We start from the raw sequence: 19176 nt of genomic DNA, 5'->3' as shown, positions 1-19176 counted from the left end.
CGCACAGCAGCGCGGCAACGGCGACGAGACAGGACAGACGACGGCGCATTCGGCCCGCGCGGCCCCGGCTGGATGAAAAGCCGGATGCCGCTTCACCCATCCAGCAGAAAGGTGCGCTGCGAAACGCCCAGCAGCCACTCGTCCCCGCAGCGGATTCTAACGAGCGCCCCATCAGCGCCAGGTAACGAACGGGTCTGCCTTTGTCACCGAACGGTGACATTCAGTCCGGCGTGCGCGGCAGGCGCAGGGTGACGCGCAGGCCGCCCTCCCGCAGGTTGCGCAGGCTCACTTCGCCGCCATGGCTATGGGCGATGTTGCGGGCGATACCCAGGCCCAGGCCATAGCCCTGCTGCTGGCCGGCCAGGCGGAAGTGCGGTTCGAACACCTGCTCCAGGCGCTGCTCGGGCACCCCCGGCCCTTCGTCATCGACATGCAGGACAAAGGCCACGCCGTCGTCCTCGATGTGCAGGTGGGCATTGCTGCCGTACTTGCGGGCATTGTCGATCAGGTTGCCGATGCAGCGCCGCAGCGCCAGAGGCTTGCCCGGATAGGCGCTGCTGGCCTGGCCATCGAGGGTCACGCTGCCGTTGCCCGCTGGCGCCAGGTAGGGCTCCACCAGGCAGTGCAGCAGGTGGTTGAGATCCACCGGCTCGATGTTCTCGTGAATGTCGGTGTCCTTCACGCATTGCAGCGCGCCTTTGACCAGCAGCTCCAGGTCGTCCAGGTCGCGGCCGAACTTGGTCTGCAGGCCTTCGTCGTCGAGCAGTTCGACACGCAGGCGCAGGCGCGTGATCGGCGTGCGCAGGTCATGGGAAATGGCGCTGAACAGCTGGCTGCGTTCGGTCAGGTAACGGCTGATGCGCTCGCGCATGGCATTGAACGCACGGGCCACTTCCACCACCTCGCGCCCACCGCCTTCGGCCACCGGCTCCACCTCCGCGCCCAGCGACATGTGCCGCGCGGTGCGGGCCAGGCGCTTGAGCGGGCGACTCTGCAGGTGCACCAGCAAGCCGATGAACAGCAGCAGGAAGACGCTGGTCAGCAGGATGAACCACAGCTGCTGCGCGGGCAGGATGGGTTCCTCCAGGCTGGTGTAGGGCTCGGGCAGCAGCGAGGCGATGTACAGCCACTCGCCCGGCGCCAGCTGGATCTGTGTCACCAGCACCGGCGGATTGACCGGTTCCAGGGTCAGGGCGTAGTGCGCCCAGGAGCGCGGCAGTTCGTCGAGCTTCAGGCCGCCATTGAAGATGCGCAGGTCCTCCGGGCTGACGAAGGTCACCGAGATGTCTGCGCTGCTACCCAGGGACTTGTGCAGCACCGCGGTCACCGCCTCGGTCACCGCCTGCGTGCGTGGCGTGTTCGGCAGCAGCTTCATCTGCAAGGGGCGGTCGTTGAGGCTGACCACGAAGCGCGTGCCGCCCATGCTGCGCAGCTGGTCGAGAACCAGTGGCCGGTAGGCGACCGGCAACGAGCGGAAGTAGCGCACGCTGGCGGACATCGAGTGGCCCAGGCTGCGGGCCGTGGTGACCAGCCCTTCGAGCTGGGTGGCGCGCAACTGCGACAGCCAGATGACGCTGGACAAGGTCTGCGCCGCGAGTATCGCCAGCAGCGTGAGCAGCAGCATGCGCCCCAGCAGCGAGCGTGGCAGCGGCAACCAGCGCCGTGGCTCAGCGCCCATCGCCGGCCTGCACGCTGACCATCGCCGCCAGCTGATAGCCGCTGCCGCGCACGGTGCGGATCAGCCGTGGCGGCTTGTCGGTATCACGCAGGCGCTGACGCAGGCGGCTGACGGCCATGTCGACGATGCGCTCCAGCGGCATCACCTCACGGCCACGGGTGGCGTTGCCGATGGTGTCGCGGTCGAGAATCTGCTGCGGGTGATCGAGGAACAGCTTGAGCAGGGCGAAATCGGCACCGGAGAGGATCACCTCCTCGCCGTCGCGGTGGAACAGCCGGTGGCTGACCATGTCCAGGCGCCAGTCCTCGAATGCCAGCACCTCGCCGCTGCGCTCCTGGGTGAACTGCGCGCGACGCAGCAGCGCCTTGATCCGCGCCAGCAGCTCGCGCGGGCTGAACGGCTTGCCGAGGTAGTCGTCCGCCCCCAGTTCGAGGCCGATCACGCGGTCGGCCTCGTCGGAGCTGGCGGTCAGCATGATGATCGGCACCTGGGCGAAGCGCTGGTGGCCACGCACCCAGCGACACAGGCTGAAGCCGTCCTCGTCGGGCAGCATCACGTCGAAGATGACCAGGTCGGCCGGCTGCGCGCACAGGCTCTGGCGGAATGCGCTGCCATCGGGCACGGCGCGCACCGCGAAGCCGACACGGCTCAGGTAGGTTTCGAGCAGTTCGCGAATTTCCTGGTCGTCATCGACCAGCAGTATCGACTTGCCGGGCTGGCTCATGGTCCACCCTCCTTGTTGTATTCATGCCGCCACGCGCCGCACTAGTCGGCGCCGTACGCCTGCTGCAAGGCCACGCCGGCACCGGTCAGCCCCGGGTACTCGGCCGTCACCAGCCACACCGGAATGCCGTCAAGGTAATGGCTCATGCAGCCCTTGTCGCTGAAACTCTTGGCAAATCCACTGGCGAGAAAACGCTCGGCGAAACGCGGCACGACGCCGCCGACGATGTACACGCCGCCACGCGCGCCAAGGGTCAGCACGTTGTTGCCGGCAACCCGTCCCAGCCAGCGGCTGAACTGCTCCAGCACCTGGCCGGCGAGCGGCTCGCCCGCCAGACCGGCGGCGCTGATCGCGGCAGGCGTCGAATGCACCTGCGGCTGCCCGTCCAGCGTGCAGATCGCCCGGTACAGCGCCAGCAGGCCGTTGCCGCTGAGCACGTCCTCGGCGCGCACGTGGCCCAGCTGCTGGTGCAGGACCTGCCACAGCTCGGCCTCGCGCGGGCTGCCGATGGGCAGGTCGACATGGCCGCCCTCCCCCGGCAACACCAGCCAGCGACCGTCCTCCAGCCCCAGCAGGGTGCCGACGCCAAGCCCGGTGCCAGCGCCGATCACCAGCGCCGGACGTCCGGCCTGGGCTTCGCCAGGGCAGACCTGGAGGCGCTCGCCGTCACGCAGGCGGGTCATGCCCAGGGCCATGGCGGAGAAATCGTTGATCATCAGCAGGTGCTCGATCTGCAGCGCCGCGCAGAAGGCGGCTCGCTCGATGCGCCAGTGATTGTTGGTGAAGCGGAACAGATCACCGCTGACCGGCCCGGCACAGGCCAGGCACACGGCATCCACGGCGCCCAGGGGCAGGCCCTGGGCATGCAGGTAGGCGGCAATGGCCTGCTCGGGCCCAGGAAAATCGGCGGTGGCCAGGACCTGCACCGCCTGCAGTTGCTCGTCACGCCACAGGGCGAAGCGTGCGTTGGTGCCGCCGATATCACCGACCAGCGCCAGCTTCACGGGCGCAACTCCCGCAACAGGGCGCTGCACAGAAGGGCTACCTCAGGGGCATGAGGGGGCATGCTTTCGACTCCAAACCGGAATTATTTTTGTAGTTCAGACAACGCACGACACAGTAAACCGGAAAATCATGCCCTTCAATCGGATTAAAGTAGTGATAACAACAATATTTCACAGAACACGTGACGCACGTCCCGAGCCCCTGCGGCAACGGACGGGGCGCCGCCGCATTCACGCCTCGGCATGACCCCGGACAATATCCGCGGCATGGCCGCCCCCTAGACTCGCACTGTCCATGGGCGCACGGCGGGCGCGATCCGCCGCCCTTCCGGTAATCCGCACGGAGAAGCAACATGTCACCCGATATCGTCATCGTCGGCGCCGGCCCAGCCGGCCTGTGCCTGGCCAGGGCCCTGTCCGGGCACGGTCTGTCGATCATGCTGCTGGAGCGCCAGGCCGAGCAAGCCCTGGCCGACCCCGCTTTCGACGGCCGCGAGATTGCCCTCACCCATGGCTCGCAGGCACTGCTCGAGCGTCTGGGGTTGTGGTCGCGGCTGCCCGCCGAGGATGTCGCCGTGCTGCGCGATGCCCAGGTGTTCAACGGCCCTTCGCTGTTCGCCCTGAAGATCCGCGCCGAACAGGCCGGCGCCGAACGGCTCGGCCACCTGGTGGCCAACCAGGCCATTCGCCGCGCCGCCTATGAGGCCGTCCGTGCATGCAGCGACGTGCACCTGCTGTGCGACACCCAGGTGCGCGCCATCCAGTCGGGCGAACACGAGATCAAGCTGGTCCTGCAGGACGGCCAGGTGCTGCAGCCGCGCCTGCTGGTCGCCGCCGACAGCCGCTTCTCGGACACCCGGCGCCAGCTCGGCATCGGGGCGCAGCTCAAGGACTTCGGCAAGAGCATGCTGGTGTGCCGCATGCAGCACGAGCTGGAGCACCAGCAGGTGGCCTGGGAGTGGTTCGGCTACGGCCAGACCCTCGCCCTGCTGCCGCTCAACGGGCGGCAATCGTCGACGGTGCTGACCTTGCCGCCACGCGAGATCGAACGCCTGCTGGCGCTCGACGAGTCCACCTTCGCCCGCGAGATGGAGCAGCGCTTCGACCGCCGCCTGGGCGCCATGCAACTGCTCGGCAGCCGCCATGCCTACCCGCTGGTGGGGGCCTACGCGCGGCGCATGGTCGGCAAGCGCTGCGCGCTGCTCGGCGATGCCGCGGTGGGCATGCACCCGGTCACCGCGCATGGTTTCAACTTCGGCCTGATCGGCGTGCAGTTGCTGAGCGAGGCCCTGCTGGCGGCCCACGCCAGGCACCAGGACATCGCTGCACCAGCCACGCTGAGCCGTTACGAGCGCCAGCTGCGCCTGGCCACCTGGCCGCTGTACCAGGCCACCAACCTGCTGGTGGAGCTGTACACCAACGACCATCTGCCCGCCCGCCTGCTGCGCGGTGCCGGCCTGCGCATGGCCGAGGGCCTGCTGCCACTGAAGAAGGGCATCGCCCGCCATCTCACGGCCCGCGCCTGAGCCGCCCCGCGGGCGCGGCGCACCCGGCGCGCCCTCGACCGGCTCATCTGATACGCATCAGACAGCACTTTCTGAGTCTGTTTTGTTTTACCCGGCCTCCCTACAGTTTCGCCATTCGCGCGGCTGCGCGCGCATTACTGTATGGAAGGTTACCGCGATGCAATCTGCTGCTTCCCACCCGGCCTACAACTACAAGGTCGTCCGCCAGTTCACCCTGATGACCATCGTCTGGGGTGTCGTGGGCATGTGCACCGGCGTGCTCATCGCCGCCCAACTGGTGTGGCCGGAACTCAACTTCGACACCCCCTGGCTCAGCTTCGGCCGCCTGCGCCCCCTGCACACCAGCCTGGTGATCTTCGGCTTCGCCGGTAGCGCACAGTTCGCCGCCAGCTACTACGCGCTGCAACGCACCTGCCAGACGCGCCTGTTCTCCGACGGCCTCGCCGCCTTCACCTTCTGGGGCTGGCAGCTGACCATCCTGATCATGCTGGTGACGCTGCCCATGGGCCTGACCACCACCAAGGAATACGCCGAGATCGAGTTCACCGGCGCGCTGTGGATGGCTGTGGTCTGGGTCGCCTACGGCATCGTGTTCTTCACCACCCTGACCCGCCGCAGGACGCCTCACATCTATGTCGGCAACTGGTTCTTCGGTGCCTTCATCCTGGTCATCGCCATCCTCCACGTGGTCAACCACCTGTCGATCCCGGTGAGCTGGTTCAAGTCCTATTCGGTGTATTCCGGCGCCACCGACGCCATGGTGCAGTGGTGGTACGGGCACAACGCCGTGGGCTTCTTCCTCACCACCGGCTTCCTCGGCATGATGTATTACTTCGTGCCCAAGCAGGTGAACCGGCCGGTGTACTCGTACCGCCTGTCCATCGTGCACTTCTGGGCGCTGATCACCCTGTACATCTGGGCCGGCCCGCACCACCTGCACTACACCGCCCTGCCGGACTGGGCGCAGAGCCTGGGCATGGTGATGTCGATCATCCTCCTGGCGCCGAGCTGGGGCGGCATGGTCAACGGCATGATGACGCTGTCCGGCGCCTGGCACCTGCTGCGCACCGACCCGATCCTGCGCTTCCTGGTGGTGTCCCTGGCCTTCTACGGCATGAGCACCTTCGAAGGCCCGATGATGGCCATCAAGACCGTCAACGCCCTGTCCCACTACACCGACTGGACCATCGGCCACGTGCACGCCGGGGCCCTCGGCTGGGTGGCGATGATCACCTTCGGCTCGCTCTACCACCTGATCCCGAAGGTCTTCGACCGCGAGCGCATGTACAGCATCGGCCTGATCAACGCGCACTTCTGGCTGGCCACCATCGGCACCGTGCTGTACATCGCCTCGATGTGGGTCAACGGCATCACCCAGGGCCTGATGTGGCGCGCGGTCAACGAGGACGGCACCCTCACCTACTCCTTCGTCGAAGCGCTGGAGGCCAGCCACCCCGGCTTCGTGGTGCGCCTGGTCGGCGGCCTGTGCTTCCTCAGCGGCATGCTGCTGATGGCCTTCAACACCTGGCTGACCCTGCGCGCCGGCGAACGGGCCACGCAGCCTGCGCCGGAGGTCGCTCATGCCCGCTGAGGCCTGGGGGATACTCGCGCTGCTGCTGTTCTACCTCGGCGTGCAGATCAGCCTCGGCCGAGCGACGCAGCGCGAGCTCGACGAAGCGACCATGCTGCCCTTCGTCGACGACCCCGAAGTGGCGCGCCGGGTGGAACGCGACACCGGGCGCAGCACCAGCGGCTGCGCCTGCCCGGGGGCCTGCGACGGACGTTGCGAGCACCTCGGGGAGCGCCTGTTGTAGCGCCTCAGACCCACTGATCGTTGCGCTTGCGGCGCACGCGCAGCATGGTCGGCAGGATCAGGCCGAGCAGCAGCCCGGCACCGGCGATGCTGCCGCCGTAGGCCATGTAGCGCATCAACGCCTGCTGCTGTTCGTTGCCCAGTTGCGCCTGGGCATCGCGCAGTTGCGAGCGCGTGGTGGTCAGCTCGGCATCCAGCGCGCTGCGCGCGGCCTGCAGTTCCTCGATGAGCTTCTTGCGCGAGTCGAGGGTCTCCTGCATGCCCTGCACGCGCGCCTTCCAGGCATCGTCGATGCCCTTGAGCTCGGCGCTCAGGTCGGCGACCTTCTGCTCCAGCTGCGGCAGGCGCTCGGCCTGGCCGGGCACCGACTGCAGGTCACGACTGGGAATCCACACCGCATTGCCGCTGGCGCCGCGCACCTGGCTGTAGTCGCCCTGGGTACGCAGCAGCTCCACCTTCTCCCCGGACGTCAGCGTGCCGACGATGCGGTAGCCGTCGGTGGGGCCACTGCGCACATAGGTGTTGAGGCTGTCGCTGACCCAGCGCTGATTGCCGGCGGTCTCTTCGGCGTGCAGCAGGGTACTGCCGAGCAGCCCCCCGAGCAGCAGGCAGGCGCCCAGGGCACGGGTGTGGAGCGGAGCGATGCGACAGGAGAAATGACGGGATAAAAGCATGGGAGGATCTTCACGTGGCAGTCAGACGAACCCGGCGAGCGGGATGGGCGATGACGGCGAGCACGGCAAACGCGCTGCAACACGATACGAGCAGAATCTGCGACGAAGACGCCACACTAGCGGCAATTAGCCATCTACCCCTCCCCGTTCGGGCCGACAGCAGACAGACATTGGCGGACGGCTTCGAGTTCACTCGCCGCTGACGATGAACGATGGACGCAGCAGCGCTTCAACCATTGTGGCGCTGGACGAAGGCGCGAAAATCCGCCAGCGGCATCGGCCGCCCGAGCAGGTATCCCTGGAACTGGTTGCAGCCGTTGCTCGCCAGAAAGTGGCGCTGCGCCTCGGTTTCCACGCCTTCGGCGATCACCGTCATGCCCATGCTCTGGCCGAGGGCGATGACGCTGCGCACGATGGCCTCGCTGTTGGCATCGCTGAGCACGTCGCAGATGAACGAGCGGTCGATCTTCAGCTTGCTCAGCGGCAAGCGCTTGAGATGACTGAGAGAGGAGAAGCCGGTGCCGAAGTCATCCAGCGAGAAGCGCACGCCACGCTCCACCAGCGCCGTCATCTTGCGCGTGAGGTCCTCCATGTCATGCACGATCAGCGTCTCGGTCAGCTCCAGTTCCAGGCGCTGCGCGTCGATCCGATGCCGCTCGATCAGCCCGGCGATCTCGGCGACGAAGCTGTTCTGCGAGAACTGCTTCTGGCTGATGTTCACCGCCAGGTCGATGTCGCGGTACAGCGGCTCGTCCTGCCACTGGTGCAGCTGCTCGGCGGTCTGTTCCAGCACCCAGTGGCCGATGGGGATGATCAGCGCGGTGTGCTCGGCGTGGTCGATGAACTCCCCCGGCGCCAGCAGGCCGCGCTGCGGATGCAGCCAGCGAATCAGCACCTCGGCGCCGATCACCCGGTTGGCGCCGTTCAGTTGCGGCTGGTAGTGCAGGACGAACTGGCGCTCGCGCACAGCCGCGCGCAGGTCCCGGTCCAGCTCGGAGCGCTCGGCGGTGTCGGTCTGCAGGATGTGCAACAGGAAGAAGAACATCAGCATGGCCACCAGCGCCTGCACCCAGGAGCCGACCACGCGCACCTCGTCCGGCAGCGCATGCAGGTCGGTCGGCCGCCAGGTGGAGGCCGCCAGCGCGACGAACAGCAGCAGGCAGAACAGGGAGATGCCGTAGCGCAAGCCCATGGGCTCGTCGCGAAACGCCATCAGCGCCGCCACGGCCATCGGCAGCAGGTACAGGTGAGTGGCGCGCGGCGCGGCGAGCGTGGGCGGGTCGAGCAGCAGGGTCGAGGCGACCACGACCACCAGCAGTGCGCCGAACAGCACCAGGTTGGCGCTGAGCGCCCGGTTGCGCAGGGTCAGGAGGAAGACCGCCACGCCACTGAGAATGATCGCCAGGTCCATCAGGGCGATGGCCGTGTAGCCGTGCGAGAGAAAGAACAGCCCCCAGAGCACACCCATCCCGACCATGACCAGGCTGGCCAGCATGCGCATGCGCCGCTCGCGGCGCTGACCGACCAGCGCCAGGTCCGCGCCATGCCAGAGCTGGCGGACACGTTTGCCGAAGATCGAGAGTGATGGCATGGGAAAGTCCTTGAGCGATCACTCTCATTCTTGAAGCTGCTGGGCCGAATGCAAGTTTCGGCACCGCTTCAGTAGCGCCAGTGCGCCTTGCTGGCCAGGCGTTCGGCGAGAAAATCCAGCAGCAGACGCATGGCCGGCAGCATCTGCCGGCGACTGCCGTAGAGCGCATGGATGCCCAGTTCCGGCGAGCGATAGTCGGGCAGCAGCTGCACCAGCCGGCCCTCGCGCAGCAGCGCCTCCACCGAATACAGCGGCTGCAGGCTGACGCCAGCGCCGGCCAGCGTCGCCTCCAGCAGCACCATCGACTCGTTGGCGCTGAGGCTGCCGGAGACCGACACCGCAGTCGCCTCGCCCTGGTGCGCGAACTCCCACAGGCTGCGGCCGAAATAGGCGTAGGCCAGGCAGTTGTGCCGGGTCAGGTCCTGCGGATGCTGCGGCGTGCCCTGGCGCGCCAGGTACGCCGGGGCGGCACACACTACCGAACGACATACCGCCAGGTGCCGGGCGATCAGGTTGGGGTCGAGCTGGTTGGTGATGCGCAGCGCCAGGTCGATGCGCGCCTCGACCAGGTTGACGGCCTCGCTGCCGATCAGCAGGTCGATGTTGACCTGCGGGTAGCGGCTGGTGAAGTCGTGCAACGCATGCACCAGCCAGGCCTGGGCGAAGGACTGGCTGCTGGTGATGCGCAGCGTGCCGCGCGGCACGGCGTCCACGCCCTGCCCCAGGGCCTGCATGCGCTCGGCCAGTGCCAGCATCTCGCGGCACTGCGGCAACATCTGCTCGCCGGCCGCCGTCAGGCTCAGCTTGCGCGTGCTGCGGTGCAACAGGCGCACTCCGGCCCAGCCTTCCAGCTCGGCCAGGTAGCGCGAGACCATGGCCCGCGACATGTCCAGCGCCTCGGCCGCAGCCGTCTGGCTGCCGCGCTCCAGTACCTCGACGAAAACCCGTGCCGCTGTCAGTCGATCCATAATTCGCTCGATTCATGCAACAAACATGACCAGCTTACGGGGCTTTTCGCTCGCCAGGTAGCGCATAAGATGCGCCCCTCACCTGCCTGGAGACCACCATGTCCCTCACTTCCCGTTTCTTCGCCGGCCTCGGCCTGCTCGCCGTGGCGGCTGGCGCCCTCGCCCAGCCCCTGACCCTGGACATCTACAACCCGCGCGAGAATGCCGTGTTCCCGGTCAGCTCGACCCTGATCAGCGGTGAGAAGGACGCCATCCTGGTGGACGCGCAGTTCTCCAACACCGAGGCCCAGGCCCTGGTCGAACGCATCCGCGCCAGCGGCAAGCGCCTGACCACCATCTTCATCAGCCATGGCGATCCCGATTTCTACTTCGGCCTCGATACCCTGACCCGCGCCTACCCCGACGCCAAGGTACTGGCCACCCCGGCCACCGTCGCCTACATCGAGAAGACCCGCGCGCCCAAACTGGCCTACTGGGGCCCGATCCTGAAGGACAGCGCCCCGGCCCGCACCCAGGTGCCCGAGCCCCTGCAAGGCAATGCGCTGGAACTCGAAGGGCAGCGCATCGAAGTGGTCGGTCACGACCCACAGCACACCAGCCTGTGGATTCCCGCCATCAAGGCCGTGGTCGGCGGCGTGCTGACCAGTGCCAATATCCACCTCTGGGTGGCCGATGCGCAGAGCGCCGAGGCGCGCCAGCGCTGGCTGAAATCCCTGGATGAACTCGAAGCGCTGCAGCCGACCACCCTGGTGCCCGGGCACTACCTCGGCAAGCCGGCGATGGGCCTCGACGACCTGCGTTTCACCCGCGAATACCTGCTGACGCTGGAGCAGCAACTGCCCAAGGCCAAGGACAGCCAGGCGCTGATCGCCGCCATGCAGGCGCGTTATCCCCAGCTGCAGGATGACAGCAGCCTGGAGCTGAGCGCCAAGGTGCTCAAGGGCGAAATGCAGTGGCCATGAGTGGCCGCATCCTGATCTGTGGCGCCTCGCGCGGACTGGGCCTCGGCCTGGTCCGCGCGTTCGTCGAGGCGGGCTGGGAGGTGCTGGCGGTGGTGCGCGAACTGCGTCCGGCCAGCCCGCTGGATGCCCTGCGCACCCGCCACCCACAGGCGCTGCAGGTGATCGCCTGCGACCTCGCTCGCCTCGACGCGGCCAGCACCCTCGAAGCCGCCCTGCATGGCAGGCGCCTCGACTGCGCACTGTTCAATGCGGGGGTCTATGGCCCGGGCCACCAGGACCCGCGCCAGGCCCTGTTCGACGATGTCGGTCAGCTGTTTCTGGCCAACGCGGTGGCCCCGATCCGCCTGGCCCAGTGCCTGGCCGAGCAGGTGGCCGACGGTGGCGTGATCGCCTTCATGAGCTCGCAGATGGCCAGCCTGACGCTGGCACGTGCCGCCGACATGCCGCTGTACGGCGCCAGCAAGGCCGCGCTGAACAGCCTGCTGCGCAGCTGGCAGGCGCAACTGCCACGCCTGCCCTGGAGCCTGCTGGCGCTGCACCCCGGCTGGGTGCGCACCGACATGGGCGGTGAGGCCGCCCCGCTGAGCGTGGAGCAGAGCGCCAGTGACCTGCGCCAGGTGATCCTCGATCAACTCGGGCGTCGCCAGTGCGCCTTCCTCGATCATCAGGGCCAGTCACTGCCCTGGTGACGCCCCGCCACACGCCTGCCCGTGCCTCGCCCGAACGAGGCACAGGGTCTTCGACGCTCCCGCCCCGCCGCCCGCACAACCTCACTGCATTCGCACACAGCTATACAATTCTTTTACAAAACTAGATTTTGTACATATATTGAATAGCAACATGCCTCATGGACGCCGTACCGGGCGCCCGTGAACGCTCGAACTCGACACGCTGCGCAATCCGGCAACCCTCTTCTCCCCCCTTTCTTGGTTGCCGGATTTTTTTATTCATCGCCCGTCGCCGCCGGGCCACTCGCTGCACGGCTGGACGCGGCCACCACCAGCCCAGGAGGAAGCGCCCATGGCGACCTCGCTTCGACCGCTGCCAGCAGCCCTCCTGGCGCTGCTCCTGCTGGCCTGCGTCACCGCGCCGGCCTGCGCCCAGGGCAGCTGGCGTGCCCAGGTGCCACAGGCGACCCTGATCGGCAGCGGCGACTTCAGCTGGTTCGGTTTCTCGGTATACAACGCCAAGCTGTGGAGCCCGGTGGCGCAGGTGGACTTCTCGCAGCCCTTCGCCCTGGAGCTGACCTACCGGCGCCGCATCAGCCGCGACACCCTGGTGGACACCAGCCTCGACGAAATCCGCCGCCTCAACGGCGAGCCGCTCGATCGCGAGCAGCAGGCAGACTGGGTCCGGCAGATGCAGCAGGCCTTCGTCGACGTCGAGGACGGCACGCGCATCACCGGCGTGTTCCTCCCCGGCCGGGGCTGTCGCTTCTACGTCAATGGCCAGCTGCAGCACGTCATCGAGGATGACGAGTTCGCCCGCGCCTTCTTCGCCATCTGGCTCGACCCGCAGACCCGCAGCCCGAAACTGCGTGCCGCGCTGCTCGGCCTCAACCGATGAGGAGTGCCATGAGAACGCCTGCCATCCTGCTCGCCTGCCTGCTGCTGGTCAGCTGCGGCCAGGTTCCCGTCGAGCGCTACGCCGACCAACGCCCCGTACTGGACCTGCCCACCTTCTTCAGCGGTCCGGTACAGGCCTGGGGCATGTTCCAGGATCGTTCCGGCGAAGTGATCAAGCGCTTTCACGTCGACATCGACAGTCGCCGCGACGGCGACAGGCTGATTCTCGACGAGCGCTTCCTGTACAGCGACGGCACGCGCCAGCGCCGGGTCTGGACCCTCACGCCGGACGGCGCCGGGCGCTGGCTCGGCAGCGCCGACGACGTGGTCGGCCAGGCCGTCGGCGAAGTCGCCGGCAACGCCCTGCGCTGGCGGTATCACCTAAGTCTGCCGGTGGATGACAGCACCTACGTCGTCTACTTCGACGACTGGATGTACCTGATGGATGACGACACCCTGATCAACCGTTCCAGCATGAGCAAGTTCGGCATCGAGCTGGGCCAGGTCACGCTGTTCTTCCGCCGCGCGGCGGCCACACCATGAACACGCCACTGCTCGGCAGCCTGGGGACGCGCTACAAGGCGCTGGTCATAGGCGCCAGCGGCACCCTCGGCCAGGCCTTCTGCCAGCTGCTGCGCGCCGACGCCCACTGCGCCAGCGTGCGCGAGCTGAGCCGTGGCAGCTCACCGGCGCTGGACCTGGAAGCCCCGTCCAGCATCGCCGAGGCCGCCGCTGCGCTGGCCGATGAAGGGCCCTATCAGCTGATCGTGCATACAGCCGGGCTCCTGCATCGCGCCGGCATCGCCCCGGAAAAGAGCCTGGCAGCCATCGAGGCCGAGGCGTTGCAGGCGGTGTTCCAGGTCAACGCCCTGGGGCCCGCGCTGGTGCTGCGGCACTTTCTGCCGCTGCTCGACGCGCAGGGCGCCATGGCCATGCTCTCGGCCAAGGTCGGCAGCATCGGCGACAACCGCCTGGGCGGCTGGTATGCCTACCGTTCGTCCAAGGCGGCGCTGAACATGCTGATCAAGACCGCGGCCATCGAACTGGCGCGCAGCAAACCCAGGGCGCGCCTGCTCAGCCTGCATCCCGGTACGGTGATCTCCCCTCTGTCGCAGCCCTTCCGTGGCGCGCTGGCGGCTCGCCCGGCCGAGCAGGCCGCCAGGGAGCTGCTGCGGGTGATCGACAGCCTGGGAGCGGAGCACAGCGGCAGCTTCCATGCCTACGATGGTCAGCCGCTGCCCTGGTAGGGCGAGCTACGAGCCACCGAACAGATCGAAGGAGTCGAGCAGGCGCCAGGCGATTTCCGGCGTCTTTTCCATGGCCCGGCGAATCGCGGCGGGGATGCTCTGCCGGGTCTTGCGGCACAGCCCCGGATGCGCCTCGAAGTGCATGTGGATGCCACGCATGCTGCGCACCTCGCCATGGCTGGGCTCGATCTGCAGGCGAATGCCCAGCTGTTCGTACATGCGCTGCTGCATGCGCTGCAGGTCCTCCAGACTCTGCAGGCTCTCCAGGCGCTCGAGCAGGCGCTGCTCCTCCTGCCGGGTCAGCAGCAGCACACGCGTATCGGCGCCCGGCAACGCCAGCAGCTCATCGCGCTGACAGTCACAGGCACCCGGCGGACAGGGGTTACGCAGAGGCAGGGGTGAATTCATGCCCCTGATCATAGCCATAGCCAGGCGCGCTGCCCATCCACGCCCATCGGCCGGCTTGCCAGCGTGGCAGACTTCGTTAAGCTCACAGCATTCCCCCTCGATGCAAGGATGAACACCATGTTGCGCTTCACCACGTTCGCCGCTGGCCTGCTGCTCTCGGCCAACGTCTTCGCCCTGTCCCTCTCCGACCTGAGCCAGCAGGACGCCAGCGGCGGCCTGAAGGACGCCCTGATCCAGGGCGCCCAGGTGGCGGTCAAGCAACTGGGCACGCCCGGTGGCTTCAGCAACAATCCCGACGTGCGTATCGAACTGCCGGGCAAGCTCGGCAAAGCCGCCAAGACCATGAAGATGATGGGCATGGGTGCCCAGGTCGAACAGCTGGAAAGCAGCATGAACAAGGCCGCCGAGGCCGCCGTGCCGCAAGCCCAGGCGCTGCTGGTCGATGCCGTGAAGAAGATGACCGTGGCCGACGCCAAGGCGATCCTCAGCGGCCCGCAGGACTCGGCCACGCAGTACCTGAACAAGAGCAGCCGCGAACAGATTCGCGCCAAGTTCCTGCCCATCGTCAAGCAGGCCACCGACCAGGTCGGCCTGGCCCAGCAGTACAACGCCTTTGCCGGCCAGGCCGCCAGCTTCGGCGTGGTCGACGCCAAGAGCAGCACGGTGGAAGGCTACGTCACCGAACAGGCGCTCGATGGCTTGTTCGAGATGATCGCCAAGCAGGAAGCCAGCATCCGCGAAAACCCGGCCGCCGCCGCCACCAGCCTGGCGAAGAAGGTCTTCGGCGCGCTCTGAGCCAACCCGGCGCCTGCGACGCCCCGCAACGGGACGTCGCAGGCCCTCAGCCCACGGCGCGCAGCCAGACGAGCAGCTCGCTCGCCAGTGAGTCCTCTGCCGGGGCGGCCGGCAGGTACAGACAGTAGCGCGAGCCATCGCCGAAGAACCCCGACGGCGCCGCCAGAACGCCACTGCGAATGTCATCCTGCACCAGGTGCCAGGGGCCGATGGCGACCCCCAGCCCGGCGACCGCCGCCTGCAGGCTGAAGTAGAAGTGCTCGAACACCTGCCCGCCCTGCGCCTTGACGGACTGTCCGGCAGCCTGCGCCCAGGCGCTCCAGGCCGTGGGCCGGGTGCGCGTATGCAGCAGCGGCGCCGACGGGCGCAACCGGCCATCGGCGGTGAACCATTGCTCGACCCTGTCCGCGCGGCACACCGCCGCCACCTGCTCCTCGAACAGCGGTTCGCGGTGGTAATGCGCCGGGCAGGGAAAATCGTCGCGGCGAATGGCCAGGTCGATCCCCTGCTCGAAGGAAAAACCACCGCCGCCCGCCACCAGATGCATGGGCAACTGCGGATGGCGCGCCTGGAACTCGCTCCAGCGCGGGATCAGCCAGCGCATCAGCAGGGTCGGCTCGCAGGAGATCACCAGTTGGCGCCCGCGCCGGGCCCTGGCGCGCAGTTCAGCGACCGCCTGTGCCATCACCGCCAGCCCCTCCTCCACGGACCGGGCCAGCTGCCGCCCCTCGTCGGTGAGAAACACACGCTGCCGACGCCGCTCGAACAGCGTCACCTCCAGCTCGGCCTCGAGCAGGCGCACCGCGCGGCTGATGGCACCGGGGGTCACGTGCAACGCCTCGGCCGCACGGGCGAAGTGCTCCTCGCGCGCCGCTGCCGCAAAGCAGCGCAGGGCCGTCAGCGAGGGCAGGCGGACGCCAGAAGATGACGACTCAAGCTCACGATATGCATCAGAAATCATCGTTACAGACCCATGCAGCAAACGAGGAAAATATAGGCGTTAACTAACCGAGAGACACCATACCTCATGAGCGAATGGATAGTTGTAATCACCATCACCCTACTCGCCTGCATCAGTCCCGGCCCGGACTTCGCGCTAGTCTGCCGGCAATCGCTGATGCTGTCCCGGCGCGCCGGCCTGTTCACCGCTGTCGGCATCGGTCTGGGCGTGCTCGTGCACGTGGCCTACACCCTGCTCGGCCTCGGCCTGCTGCTGCAGCAGTCCGCCTGGCTGTTCACCCTGTGCAAGTTCGCAGGCGCCGGCTACCTGCTCTACCTGGGGCTGCGCATGCTTCGTAGCCGCCCCGAGGAACAGGAGACGAACAGCCCGGCGCTGGCCGTCGACGCCTTCGCCGCCCTGCGCATGGGCTTCCTCGGCAATGCACTGAACCCCAAGACATCGCTGTTCATCGTCAGCCTGTTCATGGGCGTGGTCAGCCCGCAGACCTCGCTGGCCAGCCAGTTGGGTTATGGCGCATTCATCGCCATCGCCCATGTCGCCTGGTTCGCCTTGGTCGCCCTGGGCCTGTCGGCGCAGGCCGTGCGGCTGCGCCTGCTGGCAATGCGGCAGCGCATCGAGCAACTGTTCGGCACCTTGCTGGTCGGCTTTGCCCTGTGGCTGGCCACGACCTCGCAACCACGCTGAGCGCCATGAAAAAGCCCCGCCGGGCTTGTGGCCGGGCGGGGCTTTCGTTTGCCGTTGCCGGTCAGGCGCAGGCGGCTTGCATCTGGCGATGCGTATCGATGAGGTGCTGCACCACGCCAGGATCGGCCAGCGTGGAGATGTCGCCGAGTGCAGCGTATTCGGCGGTAGCGATCTTGCGCAGGATACGGCGCATGATCTTGCCCGAGCGGGTCTTCGGCAGACCTGGCGCCCACTGGATGACATCCGGCGTGGCGATCGGGCCGATTTCCTTGCGCACCCAGTTCTTCAGTTCCTGACGCAGCTGCTCGGACGGTTCCTCGCCCGCGTTCAGGGTCACGTAGACGTAGATGCCCTGGCCCTTGATGTCGTGCGGTACGCCGACCACCGCGGCCTCGGCCACCTTGTTGTGGGCGACCATGGCGCTCTCGATCTCGGCGGTGCCCATGCGGTGGCCGGAGACGTTGAGCACGTCGTCGACACGCCCGGTGATCCACCAGTAGCCATCCTCGTCGCGACGGGCGCCGTCGCCGGTGAAGTACATGCCCTTGAAGGTCTTGAAGTAGGTGTCGACGAAGCGGTCGTGGTCACCGAACAGGGTACGCGCCTGGCCCGGCCAGGAGTCGATGATCACCAGGTTGCCTTCGGCCGGCCCGTCGATGATGTTGCCCAGGTTGTCCACCAGCGCCGGCTGCACGCCGAAGAACGGACGCGCGGCGGAACCTGGCTTCATGGCGTGAGCGCCCGGCAGCGGCGTCATCAGGCAGGCGCCGGTTTCGGTCTGCCACCAGGTGTCGACGATCGGGCAACGGCTCTGGCCGACGTTCTCGTAGTACCACTGCCAGGCTTCCGGGTTGATCGGCTCACCGACCGAACCGAGCAGGCGCAGGCTGGAACCGTCGGCGCCTTCCACGGCAGCCTTGCCCTCGGCCATCATGGCGCGGATGGCGGTCGGCGCGGTGTAGAGGATGTTGACCTTGTGCTTGTCGACGATCTTGGCGACACGGGTCACGTCCGGGTAGTTCGGGATGCCCTCGAACATCACGGTGGTGGCGCCATTGGCCAGCGGTCCGTAGACCAGGTAGCTGTGGCCGGTGACCCAGCCGATGTCGGCGGTGCACCAGAAGACCTCGCCCGGACGGTAGTCGAACACGCGTTCGTGGGTCAGCGAGGCGTACACCAGGTATCCGCCGGTGGTGTGCAGCACGCCCTTGGGCTTGCCGGTGGAACCGGATGTGTAGAGGATGAACAGCGCTTCCTCGGCGCCCATTTCCTTCGGCGCGCAGACGCTGCCGGCAACCTTCATCAGGTCTTCGTACCAGATGTCGCGGTGCTGGTTCCACTTGATGCTGCCACCGGTGCGGTTGACCACGATGATCTTCTGCACGCTGTTGGTTTCCGGGTTGGTCAGCGCGTCATCGACGTTGGCCTTCAGCGGCACTTTCTTGCCGCCGCGCACGCCCTCGTCGGCGGTGATCACCACCTTGGACTTGCAGTCGATGATGCGACCGGCCAGCGCCTCGGGCGAGAAACCACCGAACACCACGGAGTGGATGGCACCAATACGGGCGCACGCCAGCATGGCCACCACGGCTTCCGGGATCATCGGCATGTAGATGGTCACCACGTCGCCGCGGTGGATATCCTGGCCGCGCAGGGCGTTGGCCAGCTTGCACACCTGCTCGTGCAGCTCGCGGTAGGTGATTTCCTTGTGCTCGGACGGGTCGTCGCCTTCCCAGATGATCGCGATCTGGTCGCCGCGCTCTTCCAGGTGACGGTCGAGGCAGTTGTAGGACACGTTCAGGGTGCCATCGGCGTACCACTTGATATCGACATGGTGGTCGTCGAAAGAGGTCTGCTTGACCTTGGTGTAGGGCTTGATCCAGTCGATGCGCTGGCCCTGCTCGCGCCAGAAACCCTCGGGGTTGACCACCGACTGTTGGTACATGGCCTTGTAGGTGGCCTCGTCGGTCAGTGTCCGCGCGGCCACTTCGGGGCGCACAGGGTAAAGAGACGCAGCACTCATGGAATCACCTCGGTGGGTAGTTGTTTTTGTATGCTGCCTTTTGTATCTCCCGACCCTTCGTGAGGCCATTCGACCATGGTCTTACCGCTCTAAGACCATGGTCTCGAGGCCCTGCCCTGCAGGTGTCGAGCCCATGCGGCAGCGTCATGCACCGTTCGACACGACGCGTATCGACAGCGTTCCTCGCGTTTCGTCAGGCGCATGCCCCCGCGCCGGCGGGTCCACCGAGCGTTGCCCTTGCGCACTGCACGCCCGCCGAAAAAAAGCCCGGCACAGGGCCGGGCGCAGAGGTAGACGCGGTATCGTCGGTGGTCCTAGTTCATGCCCAGCCAGTTCGGCAGGGCCATGGACACGGCCGGGATGTAGGTGATCACCAGCAGGAAGCTGATCAGCATCATCAGCCACGGCAGCGCGGCGCGGATCACTGCGGTCAGCGGCATGCCGGTCACCGCCGAGGTGACGAACAGGTTCAGCCCCACCGGCGGGGTGATCAGGCCGATCTCCATGTTCACCACCATGATGATGCCCAGGTGGATCGGGTCGATACCCAGCT

General features: G+C 67.1%; 20 protein-coding genes. 10 read left to right on the top strand and 10 right to left on the bottom strand.

Features of this window, described 5'->3' with window-relative positions; translation table 11 throughout:
- Nucleotides 1-220 precede the first annotated feature (220 nt).
- The 3 genes from EPK82_RS17100 to EPK82_RS17090 are packed head-to-tail and all read right to left on the bottom strand — an operon-like array spanning nt 221 to nt 3406.
- Nucleotides 221-1678: an ATP-binding protein gene (locus EPK82_RS17100; RefSeq protein WP_134677445.1), complete on the bottom strand. Its 1458-nt coding sequence runs from the start codon at nt 1676-1678 to the stop codon at nt 221-223.
- On the bottom strand, nt 1668-2402 hold the full coding sequence (locus EPK82_RS17095) for a response regulator (RefSeq protein WP_037053646.1): 735 nt from the start codon (nt 2400-2402) through the stop codon (nt 1668-1670). Before EPK82_RS17095 ends, EPK82_RS17100 begins: the two co-directional genes overlap by 11 nt.
- 41 nt (nt 2403-2443) lie before the next feature.
- Nucleotides 2444-3406, bottom strand: coding sequence for a glucokinase (locus EPK82_RS17090; protein ID WP_134677444.1), 963 nt, complete (start codon nt 3404-3406; stop codon nt 2444-2446).
- 353 nt (nt 3407-3759) lie between these two features.
- Between EPK82_RS17090 and ubiM the strand changes: the two genes are divergently transcribed.
- The 3 genes from ubiM to EPK82_RS17075 all read left to right on the top strand — a co-directional run bounded on the left by ubiM (nt 3760) and on the right by EPK82_RS17075 (nt 6746).
- On the top strand, nt 3760-4932 hold the full coding sequence (gene ubiM, locus EPK82_RS17085) for a 5-demethoxyubiquinol-8 5-hydroxylase UbiM (protein WP_134677443.1): 1173 nt from the start codon (nt 3760-3762) through the stop codon (nt 4930-4932).
- A 157-nt stretch (nt 4933-5089) separates the two neighbouring features.
- Nucleotides 5090-6523, top strand: coding sequence for a cytochrome-c oxidase, cbb3-type subunit I (ccoN, locus tag EPK82_RS17080; protein WP_134677442.1), 1434 nt, complete (start codon nt 5090-5092; stop codon nt 6521-6523).
- Nucleotides 6513-6746 carry a cytochrome Cbb oxidase CcoQ gene (locus tag EPK82_RS17075; protein WP_037057372.1) on the top strand — a complete coding sequence of 78 codons (234 nt, stop codon included), beginning with the start codon at nt 6513-6515 and terminating at the stop codon, nt 6744-6746. The genes ccoN and EPK82_RS17075 overlap by 11 nt, the downstream gene beginning before the upstream one ends.
- A 4-nt stretch (nt 6747-6750) precedes the next feature.
- Here the strand turns inward: EPK82_RS17075 and EPK82_RS17070 are convergent, their stop codons facing one another.
- The 3 genes from EPK82_RS17070 to EPK82_RS17060 form a co-directional block, all read right to left on the bottom strand.
- A complete protein-coding gene (locus EPK82_RS17070) occupies nt 6751-7419 on the bottom strand; it encodes a TIGR04211 family SH3 domain-containing protein (RefSeq protein ID WP_037057374.1) in 669 nt (222 codons plus the stop codon).
- A 229-nt stretch (nt 7420-7648) separates the two neighbouring features.
- The gene (locus tag EPK82_RS17065; RefSeq protein WP_134677441.1) at nt 7649-9010 is read right to left on the bottom strand and encodes an EAL domain-containing protein; all 1362 of its coding nucleotides are present in this window, start codon (nt 9008-9010) and stop codon (nt 7649-7651) included.
- A gap of 68 nt (nt 9011-9078) precedes the next feature.
- Nucleotides 9079-9978, bottom strand: coding sequence for a LysR family transcriptional regulator (locus EPK82_RS17060; protein WP_134677440.1), 900 nt, complete (start codon nt 9976-9978; stop codon nt 9079-9081).
- 98 nt (nt 9979-10076) lie between these two features.
- On the opposite strand from EPK82_RS17060, the gene EPK82_RS17055 reads away from it, so the two are divergent.
- The 5 genes from EPK82_RS17055 (at nt 10077) to EPK82_RS17035 (ending at nt 13752) form a co-directional block, all read left to right on the top strand.
- Entirely contained in the window at nt 10077-10940 is an 864-nt protein-coding gene (locus EPK82_RS17055; protein ID WP_037057380.1) for an MBL fold metallo-hydrolase, read from the top strand.
- On the top strand, nt 10937-11629 hold the full coding sequence (locus EPK82_RS17050; protein ID WP_218953016.1) for an SDR family oxidoreductase: 693 nt from the start codon (nt 10937-10939) through the stop codon (nt 11627-11629). Before EPK82_RS17055 ends, EPK82_RS17050 begins: the two co-directional genes overlap by 4 nt.
- A gap of 331 nt (nt 11630-11960) precedes the next feature.
- Nucleotides 11961-12506, top strand: a complete 546-nt coding sequence (locus tag EPK82_RS17045; RefSeq protein WP_134677438.1) for a chalcone isomerase family protein — start codon at nt 11961-11963, stop codon at nt 12504-12506.
- An 8-nt stretch (nt 12507-12514) separates the two neighbouring features.
- Nucleotides 12515-13048 carry a DUF3833 domain-containing protein gene (locus EPK82_RS17040; protein ID WP_134677437.1) on the top strand — a complete coding sequence of 178 codons (534 nt, stop codon included), beginning with the start codon at nt 12515-12517 and terminating at the stop codon, nt 13046-13048.
- Entirely contained in the window at nt 13045-13752 is a 708-nt protein-coding gene (locus EPK82_RS17035; protein ID WP_134677436.1) for an SDR family NAD(P)-dependent oxidoreductase, read from the top strand. The genes EPK82_RS17040 and EPK82_RS17035 overlap by 4 nt, the downstream gene beginning before the upstream one ends.
- 6 nt (nt 13753-13758) lie before the next feature.
- Here EPK82_RS17035 and EPK82_RS17030 read toward each other — a convergent pair whose 3' ends face one another.
- Nucleotides 13759-14160 (bottom strand): hypothetical protein, encoded by a 402-nt coding sequence (locus EPK82_RS17030; protein ID WP_037057389.1) that lies wholly within the window; start codon nt 14158-14160, stop codon nt 13759-13761.
- Nucleotides 14161-14277: 117 nt separating this feature from the next.
- Between EPK82_RS17030 and EPK82_RS17025 the strand changes: the two genes are divergently transcribed.
- Nucleotides 14278-14955 (top strand): DUF4197 domain-containing protein, encoded by a 678-nt coding sequence (locus EPK82_RS17025; RefSeq protein ID WP_037057390.1) that lies wholly within the window; start codon nt 14278-14280, stop codon nt 14953-14955.
- A 46-nt stretch (nt 14956-15001) separates the two neighbouring features.
- Here EPK82_RS17025 and EPK82_RS17020 read toward each other — a convergent pair whose 3' ends face one another.
- Nucleotides 15002-15916, bottom strand: coding sequence for a LysR family transcriptional regulator (locus EPK82_RS17020; protein WP_134677435.1), 915 nt, complete (start codon nt 15914-15916; stop codon nt 15002-15004).
- 66 nt (nt 15917-15982) lie between these two features.
- Between EPK82_RS17020 and EPK82_RS17015 the strand changes: the two genes are divergently transcribed.
- A complete protein-coding gene (locus EPK82_RS17015) occupies nt 15983-16600 on the top strand; it encodes a LysE family translocator (RefSeq protein ID WP_134677434.1) in 618 nt (205 codons plus the stop codon).
- A gap of 61 nt (nt 16601-16661) precedes the next feature.
- Here EPK82_RS17015 and acs read toward each other — a convergent pair whose 3' ends face one another.
- Together acs and EPK82_RS17005 are read right to left on the bottom strand one after the other, a co-directional pair.
- Nucleotides 16662-18623 (bottom strand): acetate--CoA ligase, encoded by a 1962-nt coding sequence (gene acs, locus EPK82_RS17010; RefSeq protein ID WP_047592968.1) that lies wholly within the window; start codon nt 18621-18623, stop codon nt 16662-16664.
- A 314-nt stretch (nt 18624-18937) separates the two neighbouring features.
- Nucleotides 18938-19176, bottom strand: a 239-nt coding sequence (locus EPK82_RS17005) for a TRAP transporter large permease subunit (protein ID WP_134677432.1), incomplete at its 5' end; no start/stop codon positions are given.

Origin of the sequence: Ectopseudomonas khazarica (genome assembly GCF_004521985.1) — a bacterium.
GTDB classification, from domain to species: Bacteria; Pseudomonadota; Gammaproteobacteria; order Pseudomonadales; family Pseudomonadaceae; genus Aquipseudomonas; species Aquipseudomonas khazarica.
This window is presented reverse-complemented; position numbering and strand designations above follow the sequence as displayed.

What these genes read in the sequence shown, in the direction of transcription:
- EPK82_RS17100 (WP_134677445.1), bottom strand. Translation starts at nt 1,678, where the DNA reads ATGGGCGCTGAGCCACGGCGCTGGTTGCCGCTGCCACGCTCGCTGCTG.
- EPK82_RS17095 (WP_037053646.1), bottom strand. Translation starts at nt 2,402, where the DNA reads ATGAGCCAGCCCGGCAAGTCGATACTGCTGGTCGATGACGACCAGGAA.
- ubiM (WP_134677443.1), top strand. Translation starts at nt 3,760, where the DNA reads ATGTCACCCGATATCGTCATCGTCGGCGCCGGCCCAGCCGGCCTGTGC.
- ccoN (WP_134677442.1), top strand. Translation starts at nt 5,090, where the DNA reads ATGCAATCTGCTGCTTCCCACCCGGCCTACAACTACAAGGTCGTCCGC.
- EPK82_RS17075 (WP_037057372.1), top strand. Translation starts at nt 6,513, where the DNA reads ATGCCCGCTGAGGCCTGGGGGATACTCGCGCTGCTGCTGTTCTACCTC.
- EPK82_RS17070 (WP_037057374.1), bottom strand. Translation starts at nt 7,419, where the DNA reads ATGCTTTTATCCCGTCATTTCTCCTGTCGCATCGCTCCGCTCCACACC.
- EPK82_RS17065 (WP_134677441.1), bottom strand. Translation starts at nt 9,010, where the DNA reads ATGCCATCACTCTCGATCTTCGGCAAACGTGTCCGCCAGCTCTGGCAT.
- EPK82_RS17060 (WP_134677440.1), bottom strand. Translation starts at nt 9,978, where the DNA reads ATGGATCGACTGACAGCGGCACGGGTTTTCGTCGAGGTACTGGAGCGC.
- EPK82_RS17055 (WP_037057380.1), top strand. Translation starts at nt 10,077, where the DNA reads ATGTCCCTCACTTCCCGTTTCTTCGCCGGCCTCGGCCTGCTCGCCGTG.
- EPK82_RS17050 (WP_218953016.1), top strand. Translation starts at nt 10,937, where the DNA reads ATGAGTGGCCGCATCCTGATCTGTGGCGCCTCGCGCGGACTGGGCCTC.
- EPK82_RS17045 (WP_134677438.1), top strand. Translation starts at nt 11,961, where the DNA reads ATGGCGACCTCGCTTCGACCGCTGCCAGCAGCCCTCCTGGCGCTGCTC.
- EPK82_RS17040 (WP_134677437.1), top strand. Translation starts at nt 12,515, where the DNA reads ATGAGAACGCCTGCCATCCTGCTCGCCTGCCTGCTGCTGGTCAGCTGC.
- EPK82_RS17035 (WP_134677436.1), top strand. Translation starts at nt 13,045, where the DNA reads ATGAACACGCCACTGCTCGGCAGCCTGGGGACGCGCTACAAGGCGCTG.
- EPK82_RS17030 (WP_037057389.1), bottom strand. Translation starts at nt 14,160, where the DNA reads ATGAATTCACCCCTGCCTCTGCGTAACCCCTGTCCGCCGGGTGCCTGT.
- EPK82_RS17025 (WP_037057390.1), top strand. Translation starts at nt 14,278, where the DNA reads ATGTTGCGCTTCACCACGTTCGCCGCTGGCCTGCTGCTCTCGGCCAAC.
- EPK82_RS17020 (WP_134677435.1), bottom strand. Translation starts at nt 15,916, where the DNA reads ATGATTTCTGATGCATATCGTGAGCTTGAGTCGTCATCTTCTGGCGTC.
- EPK82_RS17015 (WP_134677434.1), top strand. Translation starts at nt 15,983, where the DNA reads ATGAGCGAATGGATAGTTGTAATCACCATCACCCTACTCGCCTGCATC.
- acs (WP_047592968.1), bottom strand. Translation starts at nt 18,623, where the DNA reads ATGAGTGCTGCGTCTCTTTACCCTGTGCGCCCCGAAGTGGCCGCGCGG.